This window comes from Chitinophaga hostae, assembly GCF_018224885.1.
Classification (GTDB): Bacteria; Bacteroidota; Bacteroidia; order Chitinophagales; family Chitinophagaceae; genus Chitinophaga; species Chitinophaga hostae.
The window spans coordinates 138,163-159,266 of the sequence record NZ_JAGTXB010000022.1 but is presented as its reverse complement, the minus strand read 5'-3'; the positions used below and the strand labels follow the sequence as shown (position 1 = coordinate 159,266).

General features: G+C 46.6%; 15 protein-coding genes and 1 tRNA gene. 9 read left to right on the top strand and 7 right to left on the bottom strand.

Annotation, left to right across the window (positions count from 1 at the left end; translation table 11 throughout):
* Positions 1 to 114 precede the first annotated feature (114 nt).
* From KE626_RS29510 to KE626_RS29485, 6 genes are all read left to right on the top strand, one after another.
* A tRNA-His gene (locus KE626_RS29510) sits at positions 115 to 188 on the top strand.
* Positions 189 to 303: 115 nt separating this feature from the next.
* The gene (locus KE626_RS29505) at positions 304 to 561 is read left to right on the top strand and encodes a hypothetical protein (RefSeq protein WP_211976662.1); all 258 of its coding nucleotides are present in this window, start codon (positions 304 to 306) and stop codon (positions 559 to 561) included.
* Entirely contained in the window at positions 561 to 833 is a 273-nt protein-coding gene (locus KE626_RS29500) for a hypothetical protein (RefSeq protein WP_211976661.1), read from the top strand. Before KE626_RS29505 ends, KE626_RS29500 begins: the two co-directional genes overlap by 1 nt.
* Positions 834 to 1,060: 227 nt before the next feature.
* Positions 1,061 to 1,651 (top strand): DUF445 domain-containing protein, encoded by a 591-nt coding sequence (locus KE626_RS29495; RefSeq protein ID WP_211976660.1) that lies wholly within the window; start codon positions 1,061 to 1,063, stop codon positions 1,649 to 1,651.
* 225 nt (positions 1,652 to 1,876) lie between these two features.
* Positions 1,877 to 4,441 (top strand): TonB-dependent receptor, encoded by a 2,565-nt coding sequence (locus KE626_RS29490; protein ID WP_211976659.1) that lies wholly within the window; start codon positions 1,877 to 1,879, stop codon positions 4,439 to 4,441.
* Between the two features lie 168 nt (positions 4,442 to 4,609).
* Complete coding sequence (locus tag KE626_RS29485) at positions 4,610 to 7,096, top strand: TonB-dependent receptor domain-containing protein (RefSeq protein ID WP_211976658.1); 2,487 nt, start codon at positions 4,610 to 4,612, stop codon at positions 7,094 to 7,096.
* A gap of 1 nt (position 7,097) precedes the next feature.
* Here the strand turns inward: KE626_RS29485 and KE626_RS29480 are convergent, their stop codons facing one another.
* Positions 7,098 to 7,769, bottom strand: a complete 672-nt coding sequence (locus KE626_RS29480; RefSeq protein WP_249207783.1) for a protein-L-isoaspartate(D-aspartate) O-methyltransferase — start codon at positions 7,767 to 7,769, stop codon at positions 7,098 to 7,100.
* Positions 7,770 to 7,875: 106 nt separating this feature from the next.
* On the opposite strand from KE626_RS29480, the gene KE626_RS29475 reads away from it, so the two are divergent.
* Positions 7,876 to 9,600, top strand: coding sequence for a phospho-sugar mutase (locus KE626_RS29475; RefSeq protein WP_211976657.1), 1,725 nt, complete (start codon positions 7,876 to 7,878; stop codon positions 9,598 to 9,600).
* Between the two features lie 109 nt (positions 9,601 to 9,709).
* A complete protein-coding gene (locus tag KE626_RS29470; RefSeq protein WP_211976656.1) occupies positions 9,710 to 10,648 on the top strand; it encodes a DUF2279 domain-containing protein in 939 nt (312 codons plus the stop codon).
* Positions 10,649 to 10,653: 5 nt separating this feature from the next.
* On the opposite strand, the gene KE626_RS29465 is transcribed toward KE626_RS29470, so the two are convergent.
* Positions 10,654 to 11,151 (bottom strand): phosphoribosyltransferase family protein, encoded by a 498-nt coding sequence (locus KE626_RS29465; RefSeq protein ID WP_211976655.1) that lies wholly within the window; start codon positions 11,149 to 11,151, stop codon positions 10,654 to 10,656.
* A gap of 123 nt (positions 11,152 to 11,274) precedes the next feature.
* On the opposite strand from KE626_RS29465, the gene KE626_RS29460 reads away from it, so the two are divergent.
* The gene (locus tag KE626_RS29460; protein ID WP_211976654.1) at positions 11,275 to 12,588 is read left to right on the top strand and encodes a 4Fe-4S dicluster domain-containing protein; all 1,314 of its coding nucleotides are present in this window, start codon (positions 11,275 to 11,277) and stop codon (positions 12,586 to 12,588) included.
* Positions 12,589 to 12,633: 45 nt separating this feature from the next.
* Here KE626_RS29460 and KE626_RS29455 read toward each other — a convergent pair whose 3' ends face one another.
* From KE626_RS29455 to KE626_RS29435, 5 genes are all read right to left on the bottom strand, one after another.
* Entirely contained in the window at positions 12,634 to 14,049 is a 1,416-nt protein-coding gene (locus tag KE626_RS29455; RefSeq protein WP_211976653.1) for a PKD-like family lipoprotein, read from the bottom strand.
* Positions 14,050 to 14,066: 17 nt separating this feature from the next.
* Entirely contained in the window at positions 14,067 to 14,906 is an 840-nt protein-coding gene (locus KE626_RS29450) for a DUF4843 domain-containing protein (protein ID WP_211976652.1), read from the bottom strand.
* A gap of 10 nt (positions 14,907 to 14,916) precedes the next feature.
* Positions 14,917 to 16,383 carry a RagB/SusD family nutrient uptake outer membrane protein gene (locus KE626_RS29445; protein WP_211976651.1) on the bottom strand — a complete coding sequence of 489 codons (1,467 nt, stop codon included), beginning with the start codon at positions 16,381 to 16,383 and terminating at the stop codon, positions 14,917 to 14,919.
* 11 nt (positions 16,384 to 16,394) lie between these two features.
* Entirely contained in the window at positions 16,395 to 19,880 is a 3,486-nt protein-coding gene (locus KE626_RS29440) for a SusC/RagA family TonB-linked outer membrane protein (RefSeq protein WP_211976650.1), read from the bottom strand.
* A 128-nt stretch (positions 19,881 to 20,008) separates the two neighbouring features.
* On the bottom strand, positions 20,009 to 21,052 hold the full coding sequence (locus KE626_RS29435) for a FecR family protein (protein WP_211976649.1): 1,044 nt from the start codon (positions 21,050 to 21,052) through the stop codon (positions 20,009 to 20,011).
* Positions 21,053 to 21,104: the final 52 nt, after the last annotated feature.

Sequence of the window (21,104 nt, the reverse complement as noted above, 5' to 3'; positions counted from 1 at the left end):
TTCACTTCTCCCGAAAGGAAAAATTCAGCAGAAAAAACATTTAAAAAATTTCTTTAGTAGAAAAAGATTCTCTTATATTTGCACTCCGAAAAACGGGGTAACCGTTAGGAAACGGTGGTTGTAGCTCAGTTGGTTAGAGCATCAGATTGTGGTTCTGAGGGTCGAGGGTTCGAAACCCTTCAATCACCCAAACGTAAAAAAGGCTTCTGTAAAAGGAAGCCTTTTTTGTTTTGTAAACTGCGCTGTTTAGTGGTATCTGGCTTTTTTATTCTAAATTAGTATATCGAAAAAAGAACCAACATCATGAGACCATTAACAGAAATAGAAAAGAGGGCACAGCTGGCGGTACAAAAAGTTCGGGCTGAAAGCCTAAGTAGTGGTAAGACGTTTATGATATATGATAAGGATCTCCCCGATGGAAAATACTATATGGAGTATCCTGATGGTTCTGTGAAAATTGTTACCCCTTCACAGAAGCTCAAAGATTTCATCGTAGAAAAGGTGTTAACCCGCAGGCAGGCCGATCTGGTTAGAGACGGACTTAACGCTCAATTTATATAATGCCTGTTTTATATATCATCGCAGGCTCAAATGGAGCAGGCAAATCTTCCGCTGGTCCATATTTGTTTCCACAGAGCCTTATAGAAAAACATCCTCCCTTTGATGGCGATAAATTGAAATCCCTCAAACAACTTGAATTTCGTAAACAGGTTGGTGGCTCCTATAAAGAGGCCGGCCGGTTAGCTGATGATTACGTGGATCAGGCCTTTGAAGCACAATACAAATCGGCTCTTGAACAAAAGCAGGAACGAGCATTTCTCACTTATAAATGAACTTCTTATAATTGATACCTCGCAAAAAATACCCATCCATCTCGCTACCGGAAATAATAAACAAATAACTTTACACCTCCCTCCTGCTGAAATGCCCGCCTGGTTTACACAATACCTCCCTGATATTTATCACCGCGGACTCACCAACTAGCCCGGAAATAAAAACGATTTACTTATTGCCCTTCAATTTTCTACATTTGCAATAACCTGAAAATCAATAACGCATAATGATATTTTTTCTCCCCCTCATTGCTGCCATCGTTGGCTGGTTACTCAACAGTCTCGCCGTCGCTTTACTCTTTCGTCCGTATACCCCGGTGAGGCTGGGCTTCTTCACCATTCAGGGCATATTTCCAAAAAGACAGGCACAACTGGCCAACAACCTCGGCGCCCTTGTTGGCAAACAGTTATTTTCTTTCGATGATATCAAATCCAAACTGACGGATCCCGAGAAAATTAAAAATATCATTCCGCTGGTAGAAGCACACCTCGATACTTTTCTACGCGAGAAACTCCCCAAAGCAATGCCTGTACTCTCCATGTTTATCGGCGACAGTATCGTAAACCAGATAAAAACACACCTGGTAGCCGAACTGGATACCCTCTTCCCTTTAATGATCGGACAATACCTCGATAACGTACAACAGGAGCTGGACCTGGAAAAAATTGTTTCTCAAAAAATCGCCGGTATCTCTTCAGATAAACTGGAAGCTATTACCAATAACCTGTTAGGCAAAGAACTGCAGGGCTTCAGATTACTGGGCGCCATCAGCGGCTTAATCACCGGGCTAATAGCCATGGGCATCTCTTTCTTATAACAGGATCACATACTTTTTCAGATCAGCCCTGGCAGCTGAAAGACAACTCTGTTAACTACTGTTAAAACCGCATCTTTGTTAACTACTGTTAAGACCTCTTAGCGGCGTTTTTTGCAATTTCCTGCGGACAATCATTCCGCTCATCACAATGTCAAACCATTCATACCAGCACCCCGATACATTTGTCCTTATCTGAGAAGAAAGTCCGGATTAAAATCAATAAGGATGAAAAAAAGTTACGCCGTACTTGTTGGTATACTTTTGTGGCAGATAAGCGCCTTTGCACAGGCGCCCAAATCTTCTGCACCCCAACAGGGACAAGGACAACAAGGAAGAGCAAATATGCCGCAGATCGGGCACTTATACGGTAAACTGGTGGACGCCAAAACCGGTAAACCCATTGAATATGCTTCCGTTACGATACTGAAACAACGGGACTCGTCCCTGGTAACCGGGATGCTAACTAAGCCCAATGGCGACTTCAGCCTGGAAAATCTTCCGTTTGGCCCCATGATCCTCCGTGTGAATTTCATGGGATATACCAGCATGCAGAAAAAAGTTACCATCACTCCCCAAACAACTGACCAAGACCTCGGTAATATAAAAATGACGCAGAATGTAAAAACCCTGCAGCGTGTGGAAGTAACCGGGCAAAAGAGCGCTTTTGCTATGGGCATAGATAAAAAAGTTTTTAACGTCGACAGAAATCTCAGCAGCGTAGGCGGTACCGCACAGGATGTGCTCAAAAGTGTTCCGGCTGTAAACGTAGACCTGGATGGTAATGTAACCGTTCGCAACGCTTCTCCCAATATTTTTGTAGATGGTAAACCCTCTACGCTTACACTGGATCAGATACCTGCAGATGCCATTGAAAGCATAGAACTGGTAACCAATCCTTCCGCCAAATACGATGCAGAAGGAATGTCAGGAATACTGAATATCGTATTGAAGAAAAATCGTAAAGCCGGCTTCAATGGTTCAGTGAATGCAGGTATAGGCACTGGTAATAAATACAACGGCGGTGGTAACATCAATATACGACAGGGTAAATTCAATGTATTTGCCAATTACAATATCAACGCCAACCGCAACTGGGCCGATGGTACCACCAACCGGAGCAACTATCGCAACGGCGCTGCAGCAGATACCAACTACCTCTTCCAGAACAGCAACAGTACCAGTAAACCGCTGTTCCAGTTCGGTCGATTTGGCGTAGACTATATGCTGGATAACAGGAACACGATCTCTGTGGCTCAAAACATAGTGGCAGGTGATTTCAAAAATACGGAAGATCTGCGCAGTACCTTCTCCGATAAAAATCACAACATAACAGGTATCAGTGATCGCTTAAATAATAATAATTTCAGCTTCCGCAACTATACTACCACACTGGGTTTCAAGCATACCTTTGCACAACCCAACAAGGAATGGACGGCAGACATCAACTATAACAGCAGCTCCAACAACCGCAATGGCGACTACCTCACACAGGCGCAAAGTCCTTTTGAAAAACCGCTGGGACAGGCACTATTGCAGAACAACACCACCTCCGGCAAAACAACTTTCATGACCTTCCAAACGGATTATACCAATCCGATCGGAAAGAACGGAAAGCTGGAACTCGGCGCCAAAGCTACTGTACGCAAATACACCAGCGTGTACAATGTGTTTGATAAAGATACCACCAGTGGTCTGTTTATCCCTAATCCGCAATTGTCTAATAACTATAAATACAACGAAGAAATTTATGCAGGCTACGTCAATTTTGCCAACACCATCGGCAACTTTGGCTACCAGGCAGGTTTGCGTGTAGAGCAATATGTATATGCAGGAGAAAATGAAGGCGCCAAATACAAACCCACCAAAGCGGTACCCGGCCTGTTTCCCAGCCTGTTCCTATCACAGAAATTAAAAAACGACCAGGAACTGCAGCTGAACTATACGCGTCGTGTAAACAGACCTAATTTCTTTCAGCTGATTCCTTACCGCGATTACAGCGATCCGCAAAATCAGCGTGAAGGGAATCCTAACCTTAAACCGGAATATACCAACAGCTTTGAGTTTTCTTATGTAAAGAACTGGGGCAACAGCAATTTCCTGGGAAGCCTTTATTTCAGGAATACCAATAACATGATTTCTACCATCAGCACGCCTATTGGCGCAGATACCCTGCTCACCCAGTATATCAACGCCAACCGGAGCAACTCCTACGGTGCAGAGCTGACCATGAAAAATCAAATCGTAAAGGGGTGGGATCTTACCAGTAACGTAAACCTGTATCAAACAGATATGAAGGTAAACGCCAACGGGCAAAACTTTGATAACAATGGCTTTAGCTGGTTTGCAAAAATAAATTCAGAAACAAAGCTCCCGGCTAATTTCACATTGCAGGTGAATGCCACTTACCAGGCGCCTACCATTGCATTGCCCTCGTCTGGCGGTGGTGGCGGACGCGGCGGTGGCGGCGGTGGATTCAATCAGATCCCTTCATCTGCACAAGGTACCATCAAAGGTTTCAGTACTGTAGATGTAGCAGTAAAAAAAGATTTTCTCAAAAACAAAGCAGCTTCGGTTACACTCAGTTTATCGGATATCTTTAATACAAGACAATACGAGCTAAACCAGTCATCGCCTGAGTTTGCACAGGATTATATCCGCAAACGCGAATCACGCATACTCAAACTGAACTTCGCTTATCGCTTTGGTAAGTTTGATGCATCATTGTTTAAAAGAAAAAAGAAAGACCAGGGTAACGACTCACAGATGGGCGACCCCATGCAGAATTTCTAAAACATATTAAAGAGGGTGAATGCAAACCACAGGCCGGTTAGTAGTGCTACAGCACTCTGCCGGCCATGTTTTTGTAGCTACCACTCATCATAATTAGTAAACGTTTTAGTCAACGCCTATTACTTTTATACCGTTGTTGTATCATTAATAAAGTTGCTAAATCCACGCATGCGAAGTTTTCTATTGCTCATGTTCGTGTTGTTTGTTGCGTCGTATAACGTCAACGCACAAACGACAATTCCCACTGCCTTGAAGGTCACGGGTAAAGTAGCAGACGTTGCTACCGGTAAACCGATCGAATATGCTTCCGTAGTATTGCTCAAACAGGCAGACTCCACTATGGTAACCGGCGCTTATACTACGCCTGCCGGCGGCTTCACACTTAATAATGTTGTTCCGGGTATTTATGTTTTACGCATCACCTTCATGGGGTATGAAAAACTGGAGAAAGCGATCCGTGTCGTAGCAGGAAAGAATACCTTCGCGGGCACAATGCGCCTGAACCCCGCGGGCAAAGTGCTGAATGCGGTGGAAATAAAAGCGGAAAAGCCCGCATTTTCCATGCAGATAGACCGGCAGGTATTTGACGCCGGGAATATGATCAACGCAGAAGGCGGCACGGGAACGGATATGCTAAAAAATATTCCCAGCGTAGATGTGGACATCGATGATAACATCACCCTCCGTGGCAAAAGCGTTACTATTTATGTAGATGGCAAACCCTCTCCTTTCGGCGACGCCAAAACCGCGCTGCAAATGATTCCCGCAGAAAGCATTGATCGCGTGGAAGTGATCAATAACCCTTCTGCTAAATTCGAAGCGAACGGCAGCGGCGGTATCATCAACATCGTCCTGAAAAAAGATAAGGCCATCGGTTATAACGTGATGTTTAACGCAGGCGGCGCTACGCGTGGTGAGGCCAACGGAAGCCTCAATGCCAGTTTGCGCATGAAACGCTTTAACTTTTTCGGGAACTACAATGGCCGCTATGAAAATTTAAGCGGCAGCGGCCTAAGCTCGCGCCATAACCTGGTAGCCGACAGCAGCAATACTTCCTACTTCTCACAGGCCAGCAAAAATGAAAATCATAACAGCAATAACGGTGGGCGTTTTGGGTTCGATTATTTCATGGATGATCACAACACCTTCACCATTTCACAAGGCCTGAACTTCAACCAAAGCGATAATGAAGACAACATTCTGCTGAATTACCTGGATGTAAAAAAAGATACATTACGCTACGGCAACCGTAGTAACAGCAGTAACAACCATAACAATAACGTTAATACCAACCTTAGTTACAAGCATACTTTCGGTAAAGAAAACCAGGAACTAACCGCCTATGTAAGCTACAGCGGTAACAAAGCCAACAATAACAGCGATTATAATACCCAATATTACTACACCGGTGTAGACACGCTGCCCAATGCCAATAAACAAAGCAATACCAGTAAAAACAGCAACCGCTTCTGGAATATGCAGTCGGACTTTACTTCTCCCTTTGGTAAGAAAGGAAAAGTGGAAGCCGGTGTTAAAGCCACATTGCGGCATATCGACAATAACTATATTGCCTCCCTCTTCGATTGGTCGGTGAAAGACTATACCATAAGTCCTATCCTCTCGAACCAGTACAATTATGAAGAAGATATTTACGGCGCATATATTAACGTTGCAAACGCCATCGGCAATCTTGGTTACCAGGTGGGTGTGCGCGCGGAACAATCTTACCTGAAAGGGTACTCTGTTACCCGTGATACCACGGTAAACAACCGCTTCTTCAACCTGTTTCCCAGCGTATTCCTGAAGTATAATATGCCTAAAAACCAGAACCAGAGCCTGGTATTTAACTATTCTACCCGGATCGACCGGCCCAATTTTGACCAGTTGCTGCCGTATATCAACAACTCCGATCCACAAAACATCCGTACCGGTAACCCGGAACTGCAACCCGCGCTGTCGCATAAATTTGAGGTCAGCTATTCTGTCTATTACCCGAAAACAAATAATTACCTGAGCACCAGCACGTACTATGCTCAAACCAACGATAACATTGACCGTATCAGCACACTGGATACCGTTTCCGGGGTAACCACCACCCGGCCTATGAACCTGGCAACCCAGCAAAACATAGGCGGCAACCTGTCTTACAGCCTCAATCTGACCAAATGGTGGAAGGTATGGGCCAACCTGAACCTGGAGTACAATAAACTCACCAGCATCACGGTAAACAACGAAAACTTCAGTTACGGGTTAAACGGTAATACCCAATTTCGTTTACCCGGCAGGTTTAGTGTGGAACTGGGGGGGCATTTCCGCTCTCCCCGTATACAGCCCCAGGGAACCTTTAAGGCCATGAATGGCATGGACCTGGGCATACGCAAGGAGTTCCTGAAAACCAGGGCGCTGGTAGTGGCCGTGAATGTTGCGGATATCCTGAATACCCAGCAGTTCAGCTCACATTATGAAACAGGTACCTTCATACAGGACTATGACCGTAAAAGAGCCACCCGCTTCATCCGGCTGAATGTGCGGTACCGGTTTGGCAAAATGGATCCAAATCTGTTTAAGAAAAAGAAACCACAGCCAGACGAAGAAGAGAAAAAAGAAGAGGAGAAGAAAGAAGAAGAGAAACCGAAGGAAAACGGGAGACTATGATCTATTTCTTCCCCGCCAGCATGGGCACAAAGGAAAAATTATCGAACAGCTCCTGTTCACTTTCTGTATCGCTGGTTTTAGTAATACGAAGCATGCGCTGTACCTCCTGTCCGCCTACCGGGATCACCATTTTACCGCCAATCTTCATCTGCTGCACGAGCTTTTCCGGGATATACGGGGCCGCAGCAGTTACCAGCACCTTATCAAAAGGGGCATAGGTAGATAATCCCTCGTAGCCGTCGCCATAAAACAGGCGAAGATTAGGATACTGGGACTTAAAAGGAAAGGATTTGAACAGGTCAAACAGCTTGCGTTGCCGTTCTATGGTAAAAACATTGGCTTTCAGTTCCGCCAGCACACAGGCCTGGTAGCCGCTGCCGGTACCTATTTCCAGTACTTTTTCGTAAGGCTTTATTTCCAGCAGCTGGGTTTGATAGGCCACCGTATACGGCTGTGAGATAGTTTGCCCTTCCGCTATGGGAAAGGCCCTGTCGTCGTAGGCAATACTTTCAAAAGCCGTGTCAAGGAAAAAATGCCGGGGAATATTGCCGATAGCCGACAGTACGCTTTCGTCTGTAATACCTTTCTGACGGATACCATCAACTAGCTGTTTACGTAATCCTTTTTGTTTATAAGTATCTTCATACCGCCTCATGGCCGCAAAATTAACCATTACAGGCGATTTTCAATGTATTTTGAAATGTGTAATTTCCCACATTCATTTTTTTATTTTTACTTTACAATCCATTTTAGCATTTACGGCATACAAAAAAAGTACCATGGATATAAATATTCAAACAAAAGTTTCGCAGTGGCTCAACGGTAATTTCGACGCTGAAACCGTGGCCACACTGAAAAAAATGCAGGAAGGTAACCCCGACGAACTTAACGATGCCTTTTACCGTAACCTCGAATTTGGCACCGGTGGTCTCCGGGGCATTATGGGCGTAGGTACCAACCGCATGAATAAATATACCCTTGGTATGGCTACCCAGGGCTTTGCCAATTATCTTAAAAAGACCTTTATCGGTGAAATTAAGGTGGCAATTGCGCACGACAGCCGTAACAATGCCCGTTTTTTTGCAGAAACCGTGGCCAATGTATTTGCAGCCAACGACATTAAGGTATTTCTTTTTGAAAGTCTGCGCCCTACGCCGGAACTGTCTTTCACCATCCGTCACCTCCAGTGCCATGGCGGCGTGGTACTTACCGCCTCCCATAATCCGAAGGAATACAATGGCTACAAGGCTTACTGGAACGATGGCGCCCAGCTGGTGCCCCCGCACGACAGCAATGTAATCCGTGAAGTGGAAAATATCGCTTCCCCGGACGACGTGAAGTGGACCGGCGGCGAAAGTAATATCACCCTCATCGGAAAAGAAGTGGACGCCGCCTACCAGAAAGAGCTGGTAAGCCTGTCTATCCACCCCGAAGTCATCAAACAGCAACATGATCTTAAAATAGTATATACGCCCATCCACGGCACCGGTATTACCCAGGTGCCTGCGGTACTGGAGCAGTACGGCTTTACCAATGTGCACATTGTACAGGAGCAGGCTACACCGGATGGCAACTTCCCAACCGTAGTATATCCTAACCCGGAAGAGTCCGAAGCCATGAGCCTGGGTCTTAAAAAGGCAAAGGAACTGGATGCCGATATCCTGCTGGGTACCGATCCGGACGCTGATCGTGTAGGCATTGCCGTAAAAGACCTGAAGGGAGAATGGATACTGCTGAATGGTAACCAAACCGGTGTACTGTTATTTAACTACATCGTGGAAGCCCGCAAAAACAAGGGACTGGCCAAACCAAACGATTATATCGCCAAAACAGTGGTTACTTCCGACCTGATTGATGTATTTGCCGCCAAAAACAATATTACCTGCTATAACGTACTCACCGGGTTTAAATGGATTGCAGACCTGATCCGCCGTAAAGAACCACAGGAAAACTTTATCTGCGGCGGGGAAGAATCCTATGGCTACATGATCGGCAACAACATCCGTGATAAAGATGCCATCTCCTCTGTAGCCATGATCTGCGAAATGGCCGCCTTTGCACGCAGCCAGGGCAAATCCCTGTTCGAGCAGCTGATCGACATTTATGTTCGCTACGGCTACTATAAGGAAAGCCTGATCTCCATTACCAAGAAAGGAATGAGAGGAGCAGAAGAAATTGCTGATATGATGCGCGGCTACCGCGAAAATCCGCCGGCCACCATCAATGGTTCTCCTGTTGTAACTTTGTACGATTACCAGCTGCAGCAGATCAGGGATATCAAAACCGGCGACACCCAGGCACTCGATCTTCCCAAATCCAACGTATTACAGTTTGTACTGGCAGATGGCAGCAAAATATCCGCCCGTCCTTCCGGTACCGAGCCTAAAATCAAGTTCTACTTCAGCGTTAACGCTCCATTAAAGAGCCCAGCCGATTATGATAAGGTAACCGCCGAACTGGATCAGAAAATAAATGGCATTATCCAGGATATGAAATTGAAGTAAAGAATTACGAATTGCGAATTACGGATTTGTGAGAAGATGGTAAACGCGAACATCCCCCACAAATCCGTAATCCGTAATTCGCAATTCGTAATTCTTTACTTCCCCCCACATGAAGAAACCATTCCTCACCCTGCTCCTTTTGCTGCAGCCCTGCTGTGGCATGGCACAAAAAAAAGTGCCTTTTTTCTCTATTCCGGATACTACCGTCAACTCACATGTATGGCTGCTCACCGGCACCACAGCTGCATTATATGGCGCCAGTCTGGCCGCCCTCAATACGGCCTGGTATAAAGGCTATCCCAGAACAGGCTTTCATTTTTTTAATGATATAGGAGAATGGAAGCAGATGGATAAAGCCGGACATATTTTCAGCGCCTATTTTATTGGTAAATACAGCCGGGAAATGTGGCGCTGGTCAGGACTTCCCCGTAAAAAACAAATATGGATAGGTGGTCTGAGTGGTTTTGCCTACCAATCTGTAGTGGAAGTATTGGATGGCTACTCTTCGGAGTGGGGATTTTCCTGGAGCGATATGGGCGCCAATGCCATCGGCTCGGCCCTGCTCATCAGCCAGGAACTGGCCTGGAACGAACAACGTATTCAACTGAAATTTTCTGCCCATCCCCAGCATTACGATGATCCGGTACTACAGGAAAAAGCCGACCAGCTTTTCGGCACTACCTTCTGGGAAAGAACGCTTAAAAATTATAATGGACAAACCTACTGGCTATCGGTAAACCCTTACTCTTTCAATAAAAACAGCCGTTTCCCCAAATGGCTCAACATCGCAGTGGGATACGGCGCACAAGGCATGGTAGGAGGCCGGGATAATACCTGGACCGATTCACATGGCATAGACCACGACTACAATCAACTCCGGCGGGTACGTCAATTCTACCTCTCCCCCGATATAGATTTCACGCGGATACCTACACGAAAAAAAGGGATAAGAGTATTGTTCCAGGTATTAAATATGGTGAAATTTCCGGCGCCCACGCTGGAAATCAGTTCAAAGGGCCGCGTGGTACTGCACCCGGTATATTTCTAATGAAGTTACTCGAAGTAAGCGGAAATGATCTCCTCTCCGTTCATCTCTACCAATACCATATCCTGTAAGGTAGTAGCCAGCGAATAACCAACAAAATCGACCGACAACGGGAAAGATTTATGCTTACGGTCCACCAACACGGCTGTCTGGATTTTTTTGGGAAGGAATTTCAGGAGCGGTTTCAGCGCATACAGCATGGTGCGGCCGGAGTTGGCAACATCATCTACTACCACAATTACCTTATCATTGAAGTCAATGTCTTCAGAAACAGCTACGTCACCGGGATGCTGTTTATCCAGCCGCAGCTCTATGATATGGGTTTTCAGGGGAGATATCTGTTCCAGTATAGCTGCAATCTTATGGGCGATGATCACGCCACGGTCCCAGATGCCGGCTAAAATAATATCAGTGCCATCGCTGTTCAGCTCATAGATTTCATAAGCGATGCGTTCAATTTTCTTTTGAATGATATCCTGTGTAAGAATGATGTTCCTGCTTTCCATGCCAGCAAAAATAAGAAATTCTTCCGGAGCGGAAAGCTAAAAGACAAAGGCTAAAAGCTAAAAGCTGAAACAATACTGCTCCCATCTAAAAAAGCCCTAAATTAGGGAGTCAAATCTGAGATAATGCGAATTGTACAAGAACTATTATTTGTAATCCTATTTGGGGCAGCGGTATATCTTTTTGCCCAAAAGGCAGGCCGGATAAGGAAAAACATCCTGTTGGGAAGGGACAAAGACCTCAGTGACCATCCTGACAGGCGTTGGAAAAACCTCCTGCTGCTGGCTTTCGGCCAGAAAAAAATGTTCCGTAATCCACTGGTAGCCGTACTGCACTTTTTTGTTTATGCCGGATTTCTGATCATCAACCTGGAAATCCTGGAAATTATCCTGGACGGTATCCTCGGCACACATCGTTTATTCGTTCCCGTATTGGGCAGCTTATACCCGGTACTCATCGGTTTATTTGAAGTATTGGCTGTACTGGTCATCACCGGTTGCGCCATATTCCTGGTACGCAGAAATATTTTAAAGTTGAAACGCTTTATCAGTAAAGATCTTGATGGTTGGCCGCGGTCAGATGCCAACTATATCCTGATTACGGAAATTGTACTGATGGGATTATTTCTTACCATGAACACTGCCGACCAGGTACTGCAGGCAAGAGGCGTTGCCCACTACCTTCCTACCGGCCCATTCTGGATTTCAGGGATGCTCTCCCCGCTGCTCAGCGGCCTGTCCGACGGTTCACTGGAAGCAGTGGAGCGCGGTTGCTGGTGGCTGCACATCGCCGGCGTGCTGGCTTTCCTCAACTACCTGCCTTATTCCAAACACCTGCATATTATCCTGGCCTTTCCAAACGCCTACTTTGCCAGCCTGGAGCCCAAAGGAGAAATGGAAAATATGCCGGCCGTACAACATGAGGTACAACTGATGTTGCAACCTGAACTGGCAGCCAATGCACCGGCCGCCGATGCCATGCCTAAGTTTGGCGCCAAAGACGTGATGGACCTTACCTGGAAAAACCTGCTGGATGCCTATAGCTGTACAGAATGCGGCCGCTGCAGCGCCGCCTGTCCGGCTAACATCACCGGCAAACTCCTGTCGCCCCGCAAAATTATGATGGATACCCGCGACCGCCTCGAAGAAGTGGGTCGCAATATTAAAGCCAACGGCAGCTTTACCGACGATCAGAAAACATTATTGCGTGATTATATCTCGGAAGAAGAATTACGCGCCTGCACCACCTGTAACGCCTGCGTAGAGGAATGCCCGGTGAGCATCAGTCCACTGGATATTATCCTGCAACTGCGCCGCCACCTGGTAATGGAAGAATCCAGCGCTCCGGCAGAATGGACCGGCATGTTCAGCAACATCGAAAATAACATGGCTCCATGGAAATTCAGCATGGATGACCGCGACAAATGGGCCACCGAATAACATTTTGACTGCAGGGGTCCTCCAAATCCCTGCAGTCAAATCTTTCTACTGCGCCCGCACAATCACATCTTTAGGCGATCCCGGGATACCATCCACCTGCCTGATCTTCTCCCCCATATGCCCAGTGCTTACATCCAGGTAATAAATGCTTCCGCTTACACCCACCAATAGTAAGTTACCGCTGTTCTGCAGTTTAAGCATGCTGATTGGTTTACCCGCAAAACCGGTGGCTAATTCCTTCACATCATTATTCAGCGGGTTGTAGCGATACAATTTATCACCACTCGCAAAATAAAATACCCCCACTGGCGAAGGAGCCCATAAAGTGGCAGCACTGATCTTATCTGCTATAACAGGTTTCCGTTTCAACAGTGCATGAAAAACAGGATCCTTGCCATTACTGATAAACTCCAGCGCAAACCGCAGCTCACGAATAGCCCCAGCGCTATCGCAGAAAGCATAACAATCGTTATCACTAAAACGCGCCATATACATCACGTTCATTTTAAGGTTCTTTGGCGTAAACATGGAATCCTTTACCACATAATTTGTATCCAGGTAAGTTCTCCAGTCCATCCGCACAAACTTTTGCTTTGTTTCCTCAAACCCCAGGTAATAGCCGTTGGTTTCCGGTGTATTGGCAATAATAGCCCGCCCCAGGGAATAGTTACCCGCCAGCGGTACCCCAAAATAACCGTAATAAGTGGCAAATGGCGCCGTTTCTGTAGCACCCACATACAAATGCCGGTTCATAATACCCGTAGGCACGCCCATCGTATTAGGAATAAACGCCTGCACCTGCAAAGGACCAGGTTTCGCATAAAAATTATCCGGCAATGTTTTCATCTTCTTCAGGTTGTTGGGATCCAGCTGCACGCCGCCGCTGCCACTGCTGAAAAGCGCCCAGTAAGAGGTGATCAGGTTGCCGTAGTTTGCATTCTGCATCATCATCAGTTGTAACGCCCCGGCCGGCAAAGTATCGTGATTAATATCGCGGTATACATCAGGCTGTACTTTTCCGTCTTCCTTTACAAAAGAAATAGCAGAAGCACTTCCATTATCACTCAGCACAATAGTACCCCTGGCAAAGGCAGTAGTGCCATTGATCACAAATTTGTAGTAATATTTCATTTCCGTTGTGCTGTCATAAACAATAAAGACAGCCGGAAAACGGGAGGCGCCCAAACCAAATACAATCCTCAGTTCCTGCCCGGTGTAATCCTGTGTACCCATTTGTCCCGGTATACTGATCTTCCATAAACCGGTATATTTCGTATTCCCGGAACCAAGTACGATTTTGGGTGCAATAATAAAGCTATCCCCTACCACCGCGTTATAGGCTGTATCAAAATTGCTGACAACCGGCTCTTTCAGCGGATGGTAATCGTAGTTGCCTTTGTCCTTGTAGCAGCCTGTTAATAATACCAGGATGCCGGCGATATATAAAAGTACATGTTTCATGTGCGAAATGTTTTTGATCATTGCGGTACAATACGGTTACCATTTTCATCACGGAAATAATACTTCCCGTCGGCGGCATTATATTCCAGCGGATACTGTTGTGTGTTGTTACCTTTATTATAGAAATAAAAATTGCCGGATGTATCTTTGCCAATAGCATATCCCTGATCTTCATAATCCACTGCACGGTTAATAGGATCAACCAGGAAAGCACGGAACCGGCGGATAAAATAAAGAGTTTGCGGAATCGACTGCCAGTCGCTCTGATCCAGCGGCAAATCAACGGTGCCCGAAGTGCGGATAAACAGCTCATATTTTATCCGCGAGTATTCTCCCAGCTCGCCTCTCCAAACCACCCACCAGGCAGGCTGTTCCAGCCGGTTGGAAAAAGTGATTTTTGCGGTATCCAGTGCCGGGAATGTATTCAGCAAATCACCGGATGCAATGATCTGCAGCTTAATGGTGACTGACTTTTTCAGCAACGCCGGGTCTGTTCCAAACAGGATTACCGGTACCCTGGCAGTACCGGAATCTGCCGGCATCCTGTAGGCAGTGTCCAACGCTTTGTAATGCGTACCCGCTATGGCGGTAGTAGCAGCATCCACTATTTTTATTTTAAACCACCTGTCGGCAGATACCCGCTTGCCGGATATCCTCACCGGCAGGTAGAGCGTGTCTGTAGTTCGGTCAGGGTACAGCGCAAAAGAAAAAAAGAAGCTGTCGACCCGTGTATGCTTTACCTCATTGGTGAAATCAAAATAAATATTATCAGGTAACTGATAGGTCAGGTCATGTTGCTTGCTGCATGCCACCAGCAACACCCAGCCCCATATGCTTATTGCAATTGTTTTTTTCATGTGCTTTATTTTATCGGTTACCATATGCGATTTCGTCGTCCGGAAGCGGTAATACAAAAATGCTGTTAGCGGCAGGTATCAGTTTCCCGTTGGCTCCTGTTATTGCCCTGTTCAGCCGTTTGTACATATAAAATACCTGTCCTTCCCCATAAAATTCCTTACGTGCTTCTTTCACTAACTCAGTATAAAACACCTCCGCTGAAGCCTCATTGGTATTGCGCGGGCCTATTCCCCGGTGCAATCTCACCTCATTAAAATAATCCCATGCCTGTTTGGGACTGGCAGCAAAACTGCATTCCGCGGCGATATAGTATATTTCGCTCAGGCGAATGGCAGGCCCCATCTGGTAGTGGATGTTAGCGTCGCCATCACGTTTGTATTTATCCAGTTGCAGGTAGTTCCCGTTTGATCCGGGCTGCTCGCTAAACCATTGCTTAAACCGGAAATCGTCACCTCCCACGCCACCGGTTTCATAAATATTCTGTCCTTCTATGCTGGATACCACGAGGCTGTTATTTTCTCCACGACGGTACATATCATTGAGCGTACCGGAACGATTAGGCATATAAAATCCAAACAGCAATTCCTTATAAAGTATCCTGTCTTTCTTTTCGTCGTCGCCATTCAGAAAATCTTCCTGCCGCGTCCAGGGGAACTTGCCGGCATTGATCACTTCTCTGGCATATAACAAAGCATTTGTTTTGTCATTTTTATAGAGATACACTCTTGCCAGTTCTCCGCACACGGCGTAGTAATTAAGCCGGTGACGGCGTTGCTGCACAAACATCTCCCCTGCATCTTCCGAAGAAGAATCCTTTATCGGGTAGCCTACCTTATAACCCGCCTGCAGAATAGGATCTGATTTTACCAGCAGCATTTTAGCCGCCAGCAAATCCTGTAGCGCGGAATCCAGTACAGCCGTTACCGTTAATAATGCGGAAGATTTTTTTGTAAAAGCGGTGACATAGGGAATGGCTTTCGCCGTGGCGCCGGTGGCAGCAGCAGGCGCAAAGAGACGGAGTACATCAAAATGGCAGTAAGCGCGCATTGCCAATGCTTCCCCCTTGACCAGGTTGTAATTGACAGGAGAAAGAAGGCCCTGTTTTTTATCTACCTGCGACAGGATAATATTGCAATTGGCAATTACCTCGTATAATCCTTTCCATGCCTGGTCCTTTCTCTCTATCAATCTTTTATTCTTATAATTATACAGCGATGCCTCTTTATAGCCAACCTGGTCCAACGCCGGCAGTGTATAATTCTGGGCCAGCACATCCGGTAATCCTCCCATCAGTTCGCGGCCATACAGGTCTTCCTGCGTACAACGGCTATAAAGTCCGTTGACAGCATCTTTAAAACCATCTTCTGTACTAAACAGATCATCTTCAGATACCTCCGACTGCGGTTTGATGTCCAGCCATTTTTTGCAGGAAACGGTAAGGGTGAGCAATGCAAGCAGAACGAAATACTTTTTCATATGCAATGATGTTAAAATCTTGTTTGAAGGGAAAAGGTGAAACTCCGGGCAAAAGGATAGTCGATACCTCTTTCCGCAGCTACGGTAGACCAGTAGCCGATATCATTCATGTTTAGCGAAAAGCGCAGGCTCTTCATTTTCAAACGCTCGTACAGGGCTTTGGGAGCTTCGTACGACAGGTACACCGCTTTAAATTCCAAACGGTTTTCCTTTTGTACAAAACGCGAAGAGGCTTGTGTAGTACTTTGATCCGCGATGTTTTTATAAAAGGTGATATCTCCCGGATGTTGCCAGCGGTCGGATAGTACACGGGCATCCACATTATACCTTGGGTCCGCATTCTCTACCCTGTCCAGCAACGTTTGATTATAATAATCACCACCGAATTTTGTATAGAAGCTCACTTCCAGCATAAAGTTTTTATAGACCACATTGCCGCCGAAAAAGCCCTCCAGTTGCGGCGTTTGATCACCAACAGGTACCGTATTTTTCACATTGTATTCATAGGTTTTGGTGCCGTCCGGGTTCAGGAATATCTCTTTCCCGTTTTCAGGATCAATACCCAGCGACTTTACCGCGTAAATGGTATTCATAGATTGTCCTTCCTTGTAACGCAGCAGGGCTACGGATTGCAGGTCGGGATTTTCACTTTGCTGCTTGTCAATATCATCATTGTAAGATTTAAGCGCATTAGAAATTTTGGTGATGACATTGGTATTATGCACCATGTTGGCATTTACATTCACAGACAATTCACGTTTACGCAGTACGTTTACCCGTACATTGAATTCGTAGCCTTTATTAACCATTTCACCGAGATTTTCTTTATACTGATAAAAACCAGTGGAAGGTGCTACGTTAATATCTGCCAGCAGATCTTTGGTGAGTTTATAATAATAACGGGGAGAAAAAAATACCCGGTCGTGCAGGAGGCCCAGCTCCATGCCCAGGTCGTAATTCCGTGTACGTTGCCACTTAAGACCCGCATTACCAAAGGCTTTGAAATGAGCGCCCACACCGGTGGAATACCAGTCGCCCTTGTAGTATTCGTACGTGGTGTTAGACAGGTAGGCGGGGAACGATACTTCCCCGGTTAAACCGGTGGTAGCTCTTAGTTTCAATTGTGAGATAATGGTATGCCGGAGGAATTTTTCGTTATGTACATTCCAGCCCAGGCCCAACGACCAGAAAGGCGCCATGCGCGCGTCTGCACCGAACTTAGAAGAACCGTCCACTCTTAATGTGGCGTCCATCAGGTAGCGGTTTTCATAGGCGTAATTGATACTTCCAAAAGCGCCCGCCAGTCTCTCTTCATAGGTTTCGCCGGTAGGCGCTTTATCTTTTTCATAGGATCTGGCGAAGGTGATATCTGTAAAGCGGTCGTTGGTAAAACCCTGTGCCTTGAATACTTTCAGGGAGGATTTGCTGTCCTGCATATTGATACCCAGCGAGGTATTAAAGAAGTGTTTTCCTACCCCCTTATTATAGTTCAGCACCAGGTTACCATCCAGCTGCATTTCATCCCTGTTGGAGAAAGTGTAGGTGCCGCGGTCTTTCAGGTCATCACCGGTTTTGTCGAAAAAGTCGTTGCTGAGTGGGGAAATAAATATATCGGCGGAAGACTTTCTTTTTGTCAGGCTAATTTCGGAGCGGAGTCTTAATGCGCTGGTGATGTTGTATTCCGCGGAAAATGCATCGATAAACTCGAGATATTCTGATTTATTAAAACTGCCGATAGTCGCTTCGTACATAGGATTCAGTACCGTGTTCAGCTTTACTTCGCCGGCGGCTGCGGCATCGCGGAACTTCCAGCTATCGACTTCCCTGAGCAATTTCCTGGTGGAATCTGTTTTTGGATAATACGGATTCATCCGCGCATAGTTGGAAAATTCGCGGTAAGGGGATTCGCGTCCGTTTACCTGTGAAATGGTGAACTGGTTGCGGAACAGCACCTTATTATTATTCAGGTTGTACTGCAGGTTAGTGGCCAGGCTGTAGCGGTCGCGCCCTGAGCCTTTCATCACGCCTGCATTGGTTTGATAACGGCCGTCGATGATATATTTCAGCGAGGAAGTACCTCCTTCCAGGGATACCGCGTGTTTATGTCCGAGGTCGGTGCTGAGTGGCTGCGAAAGCCAGTAGGTATTTACCCCGGCCAATACGTTGCGCCGTTTTGCATAATACTGCATCTGCAGATTATCGGGATCGTCGGCATCGCTGGTTTGGTATATCCCTGCCAGTCGTTCATATTCCAGTTTCTGTGCGCCATCCAGCAACTGATAGGCCGTCAGATCGGGCGTAGTAACGTTGAGTTCATAGTTATAGTAGAGGGTAAGCTTACCTTCTTTGGGAGGCCGGGTGGTGATAACGAGTACGCCGTTTGCAGCGCGGGAACCATATACGGCGGTGGCGGCAGCGTCTTTAAGCAAGGTTACCGCAGCAATTCTGCCGGGGTCGAGGTCGTAGATACTTTGTACAGGTACCGGGTATCCGTCGATCACGAACAGCGGCAGGTTGGTAATACTGCTAAGCTGGTTGCGGCTCAGCGTGGTGTTGGCGCCGGAGGGCATAGAGGTCGTTCCTCTCACATTGATATTGGGTAATGCGTTGGGATTGGAACCGGCAATATTGTTTTCCACCAGTTTAAAGGAAGGATCAAACGATTGTATACTCGCGAGGATATTCTGCGGATTAAATCGTTTTAGCTCTTCTCCCGTAATAGTAACAGCAGACCCTGTAAAGTTATCTTTTTTGATATTCTGGTAGCCATTTACCACCACATCTTTCAGCGATTGCATATCTGTGAGAAGGGTAACGGCAACGGGCATACGTTTACCAACTCTTATCTCCTGTGTTTTATAACCGATATAGCTAAATACCAGTATGGCATTTTCCGGTACATCTTTCAGTTCGAAGCGGCCGTCGGCATTCGTTTGTATGCCGGTGCGGGTCCCTTTTACCACGACGGTAACGCCGGGAATGGGGATACCGTCTTCCTGTGTTACCTGTCCTTTTACCGGAGGATGTGCTGGCGCTTCCTGGGGAGGCGCAATGGTTTCGTTTAAACGGGTCGCCGGTTTTTCGGGTGTAGAGGGAATAGGCTGCGGTGTGCGTGTGGAGGGTTTCTCCGCCGGCATTTCTTTCCGGTAAATCACAAAATAGCCGGTTCCCTCTTCTTCTGCTTCCAGGTTTAATGGCGCCAGGAAATGGCGCAGGTAATCCAGCATTTTTACATTGGCAGATATGGGGGCCGGCATGGCCGCTTTCATATCTTTGATGGTGTTGCCGGTATAGTTAATGCGCACCTTGTAGCGTGCTTCCAGCAGGGTCAGCACCTTTTTCAGCGGGAGCTCCTCCTGGGCGCAGCTCCTCGCTGCAGTATACGATACATTGTGCGGGCCGGGCAAAGATGCAGCCCTGGCAGGCAGCACACAGAGCTGCATCAACAGGGACACAGCCATGCAACCGCCAACACCCCTGGCGTAAAATTCTATCATAGTAATAGATTAGGTTGGTTGTTTAAATTATTACCTGTTATGATGGTTGATGATCATATTTATTGGCGCATAAGTATCCCCTCCCGTTGGCGGCGGGCAAAACATGCGATGCTTTTTCAGTTTAAATGTTACTGTTGGTTGATCCTGTAAGTATCCGTTCCCGTTTTTGTAACGGTAACATGTAATGACTTTGATAAAATTCTGAAAAACACTTCTACATTATCTGTAGGAATGGTTCCTGTAAATGTTTGCCGGCCCAGGCTTTCCTCCTGCAGTTCTATGGTGATACCCACGTTATCCTGCAGGGATTTGATAACTTCTGTGATAGGCGTATCGGTAAATAATAATTTTTTGCTTTGCCAGGAAGAATACACTTCCGGGTTTACTTTGCTGTTGGTCAGCTCATTGGTGGCGGCCGAGTAAGTGATCATATCTCCCGGTTTCATCACTATTGGCGCGGCTTTGCCGCTACCATGCTGATGCAGCTCCAATTTCACCACACCGTTGTTTAACACCACCTGCGTTTGCACGCGCCGGGTGTTTACGTTAAAAGCGGTACCTGTTACCTGGACATCCATATCCGGCGTATGCACTATAAAACGCTGCTGATTGTTTTTATGTCTGACAGCAAAAAAAGCTTCTCCGCTGATCCAAACCTCTCGTGGCGCCGAAGCATCCCACTTTTCCGCATAACGAAGGGAGGTGTTGACATTCAGTTTCACTTCCGAGCTATCGGGCAACAGGATGGTTTTCAGTTCACCCATCGCCGTTTGCTGCCGGATATCCCGGCCGGAAAACACCAGGAATGCAGCGGCATACAGCACCGCAATACCCGCCAGTACAGCTGCATAAGGCAACCAGCGCCGGTTCTTTACTTTCCCCATAATGGGGTGAAGTGTAAATATACCGGGCTTACCCGTTCGTTCAGTTTTGTCGATCGTTTGCAGTATCCGACTCCATGTTGCCGGTCCGTCTTCTGCCGAAGGCACAAAAGTAGCACTCCCCATTACCTGCAGCCATTGCCGGGCCTGCATTACCTCCTCACGCCTGTCAGGATTACTGCGGATCCAGTCCTCCCAGAAAGCCGTTGCGGTAGCATCCTGCTCCAGCACCCAGCTCCGGAAAGAAGGTTCCTGCAAAAAATCTGAAATAGTGAATTCCCTGAATCTCATTATCGATACTTATAGTGTAAAGCAGGCCGGTGATAAAATCTTAGCGCCGATG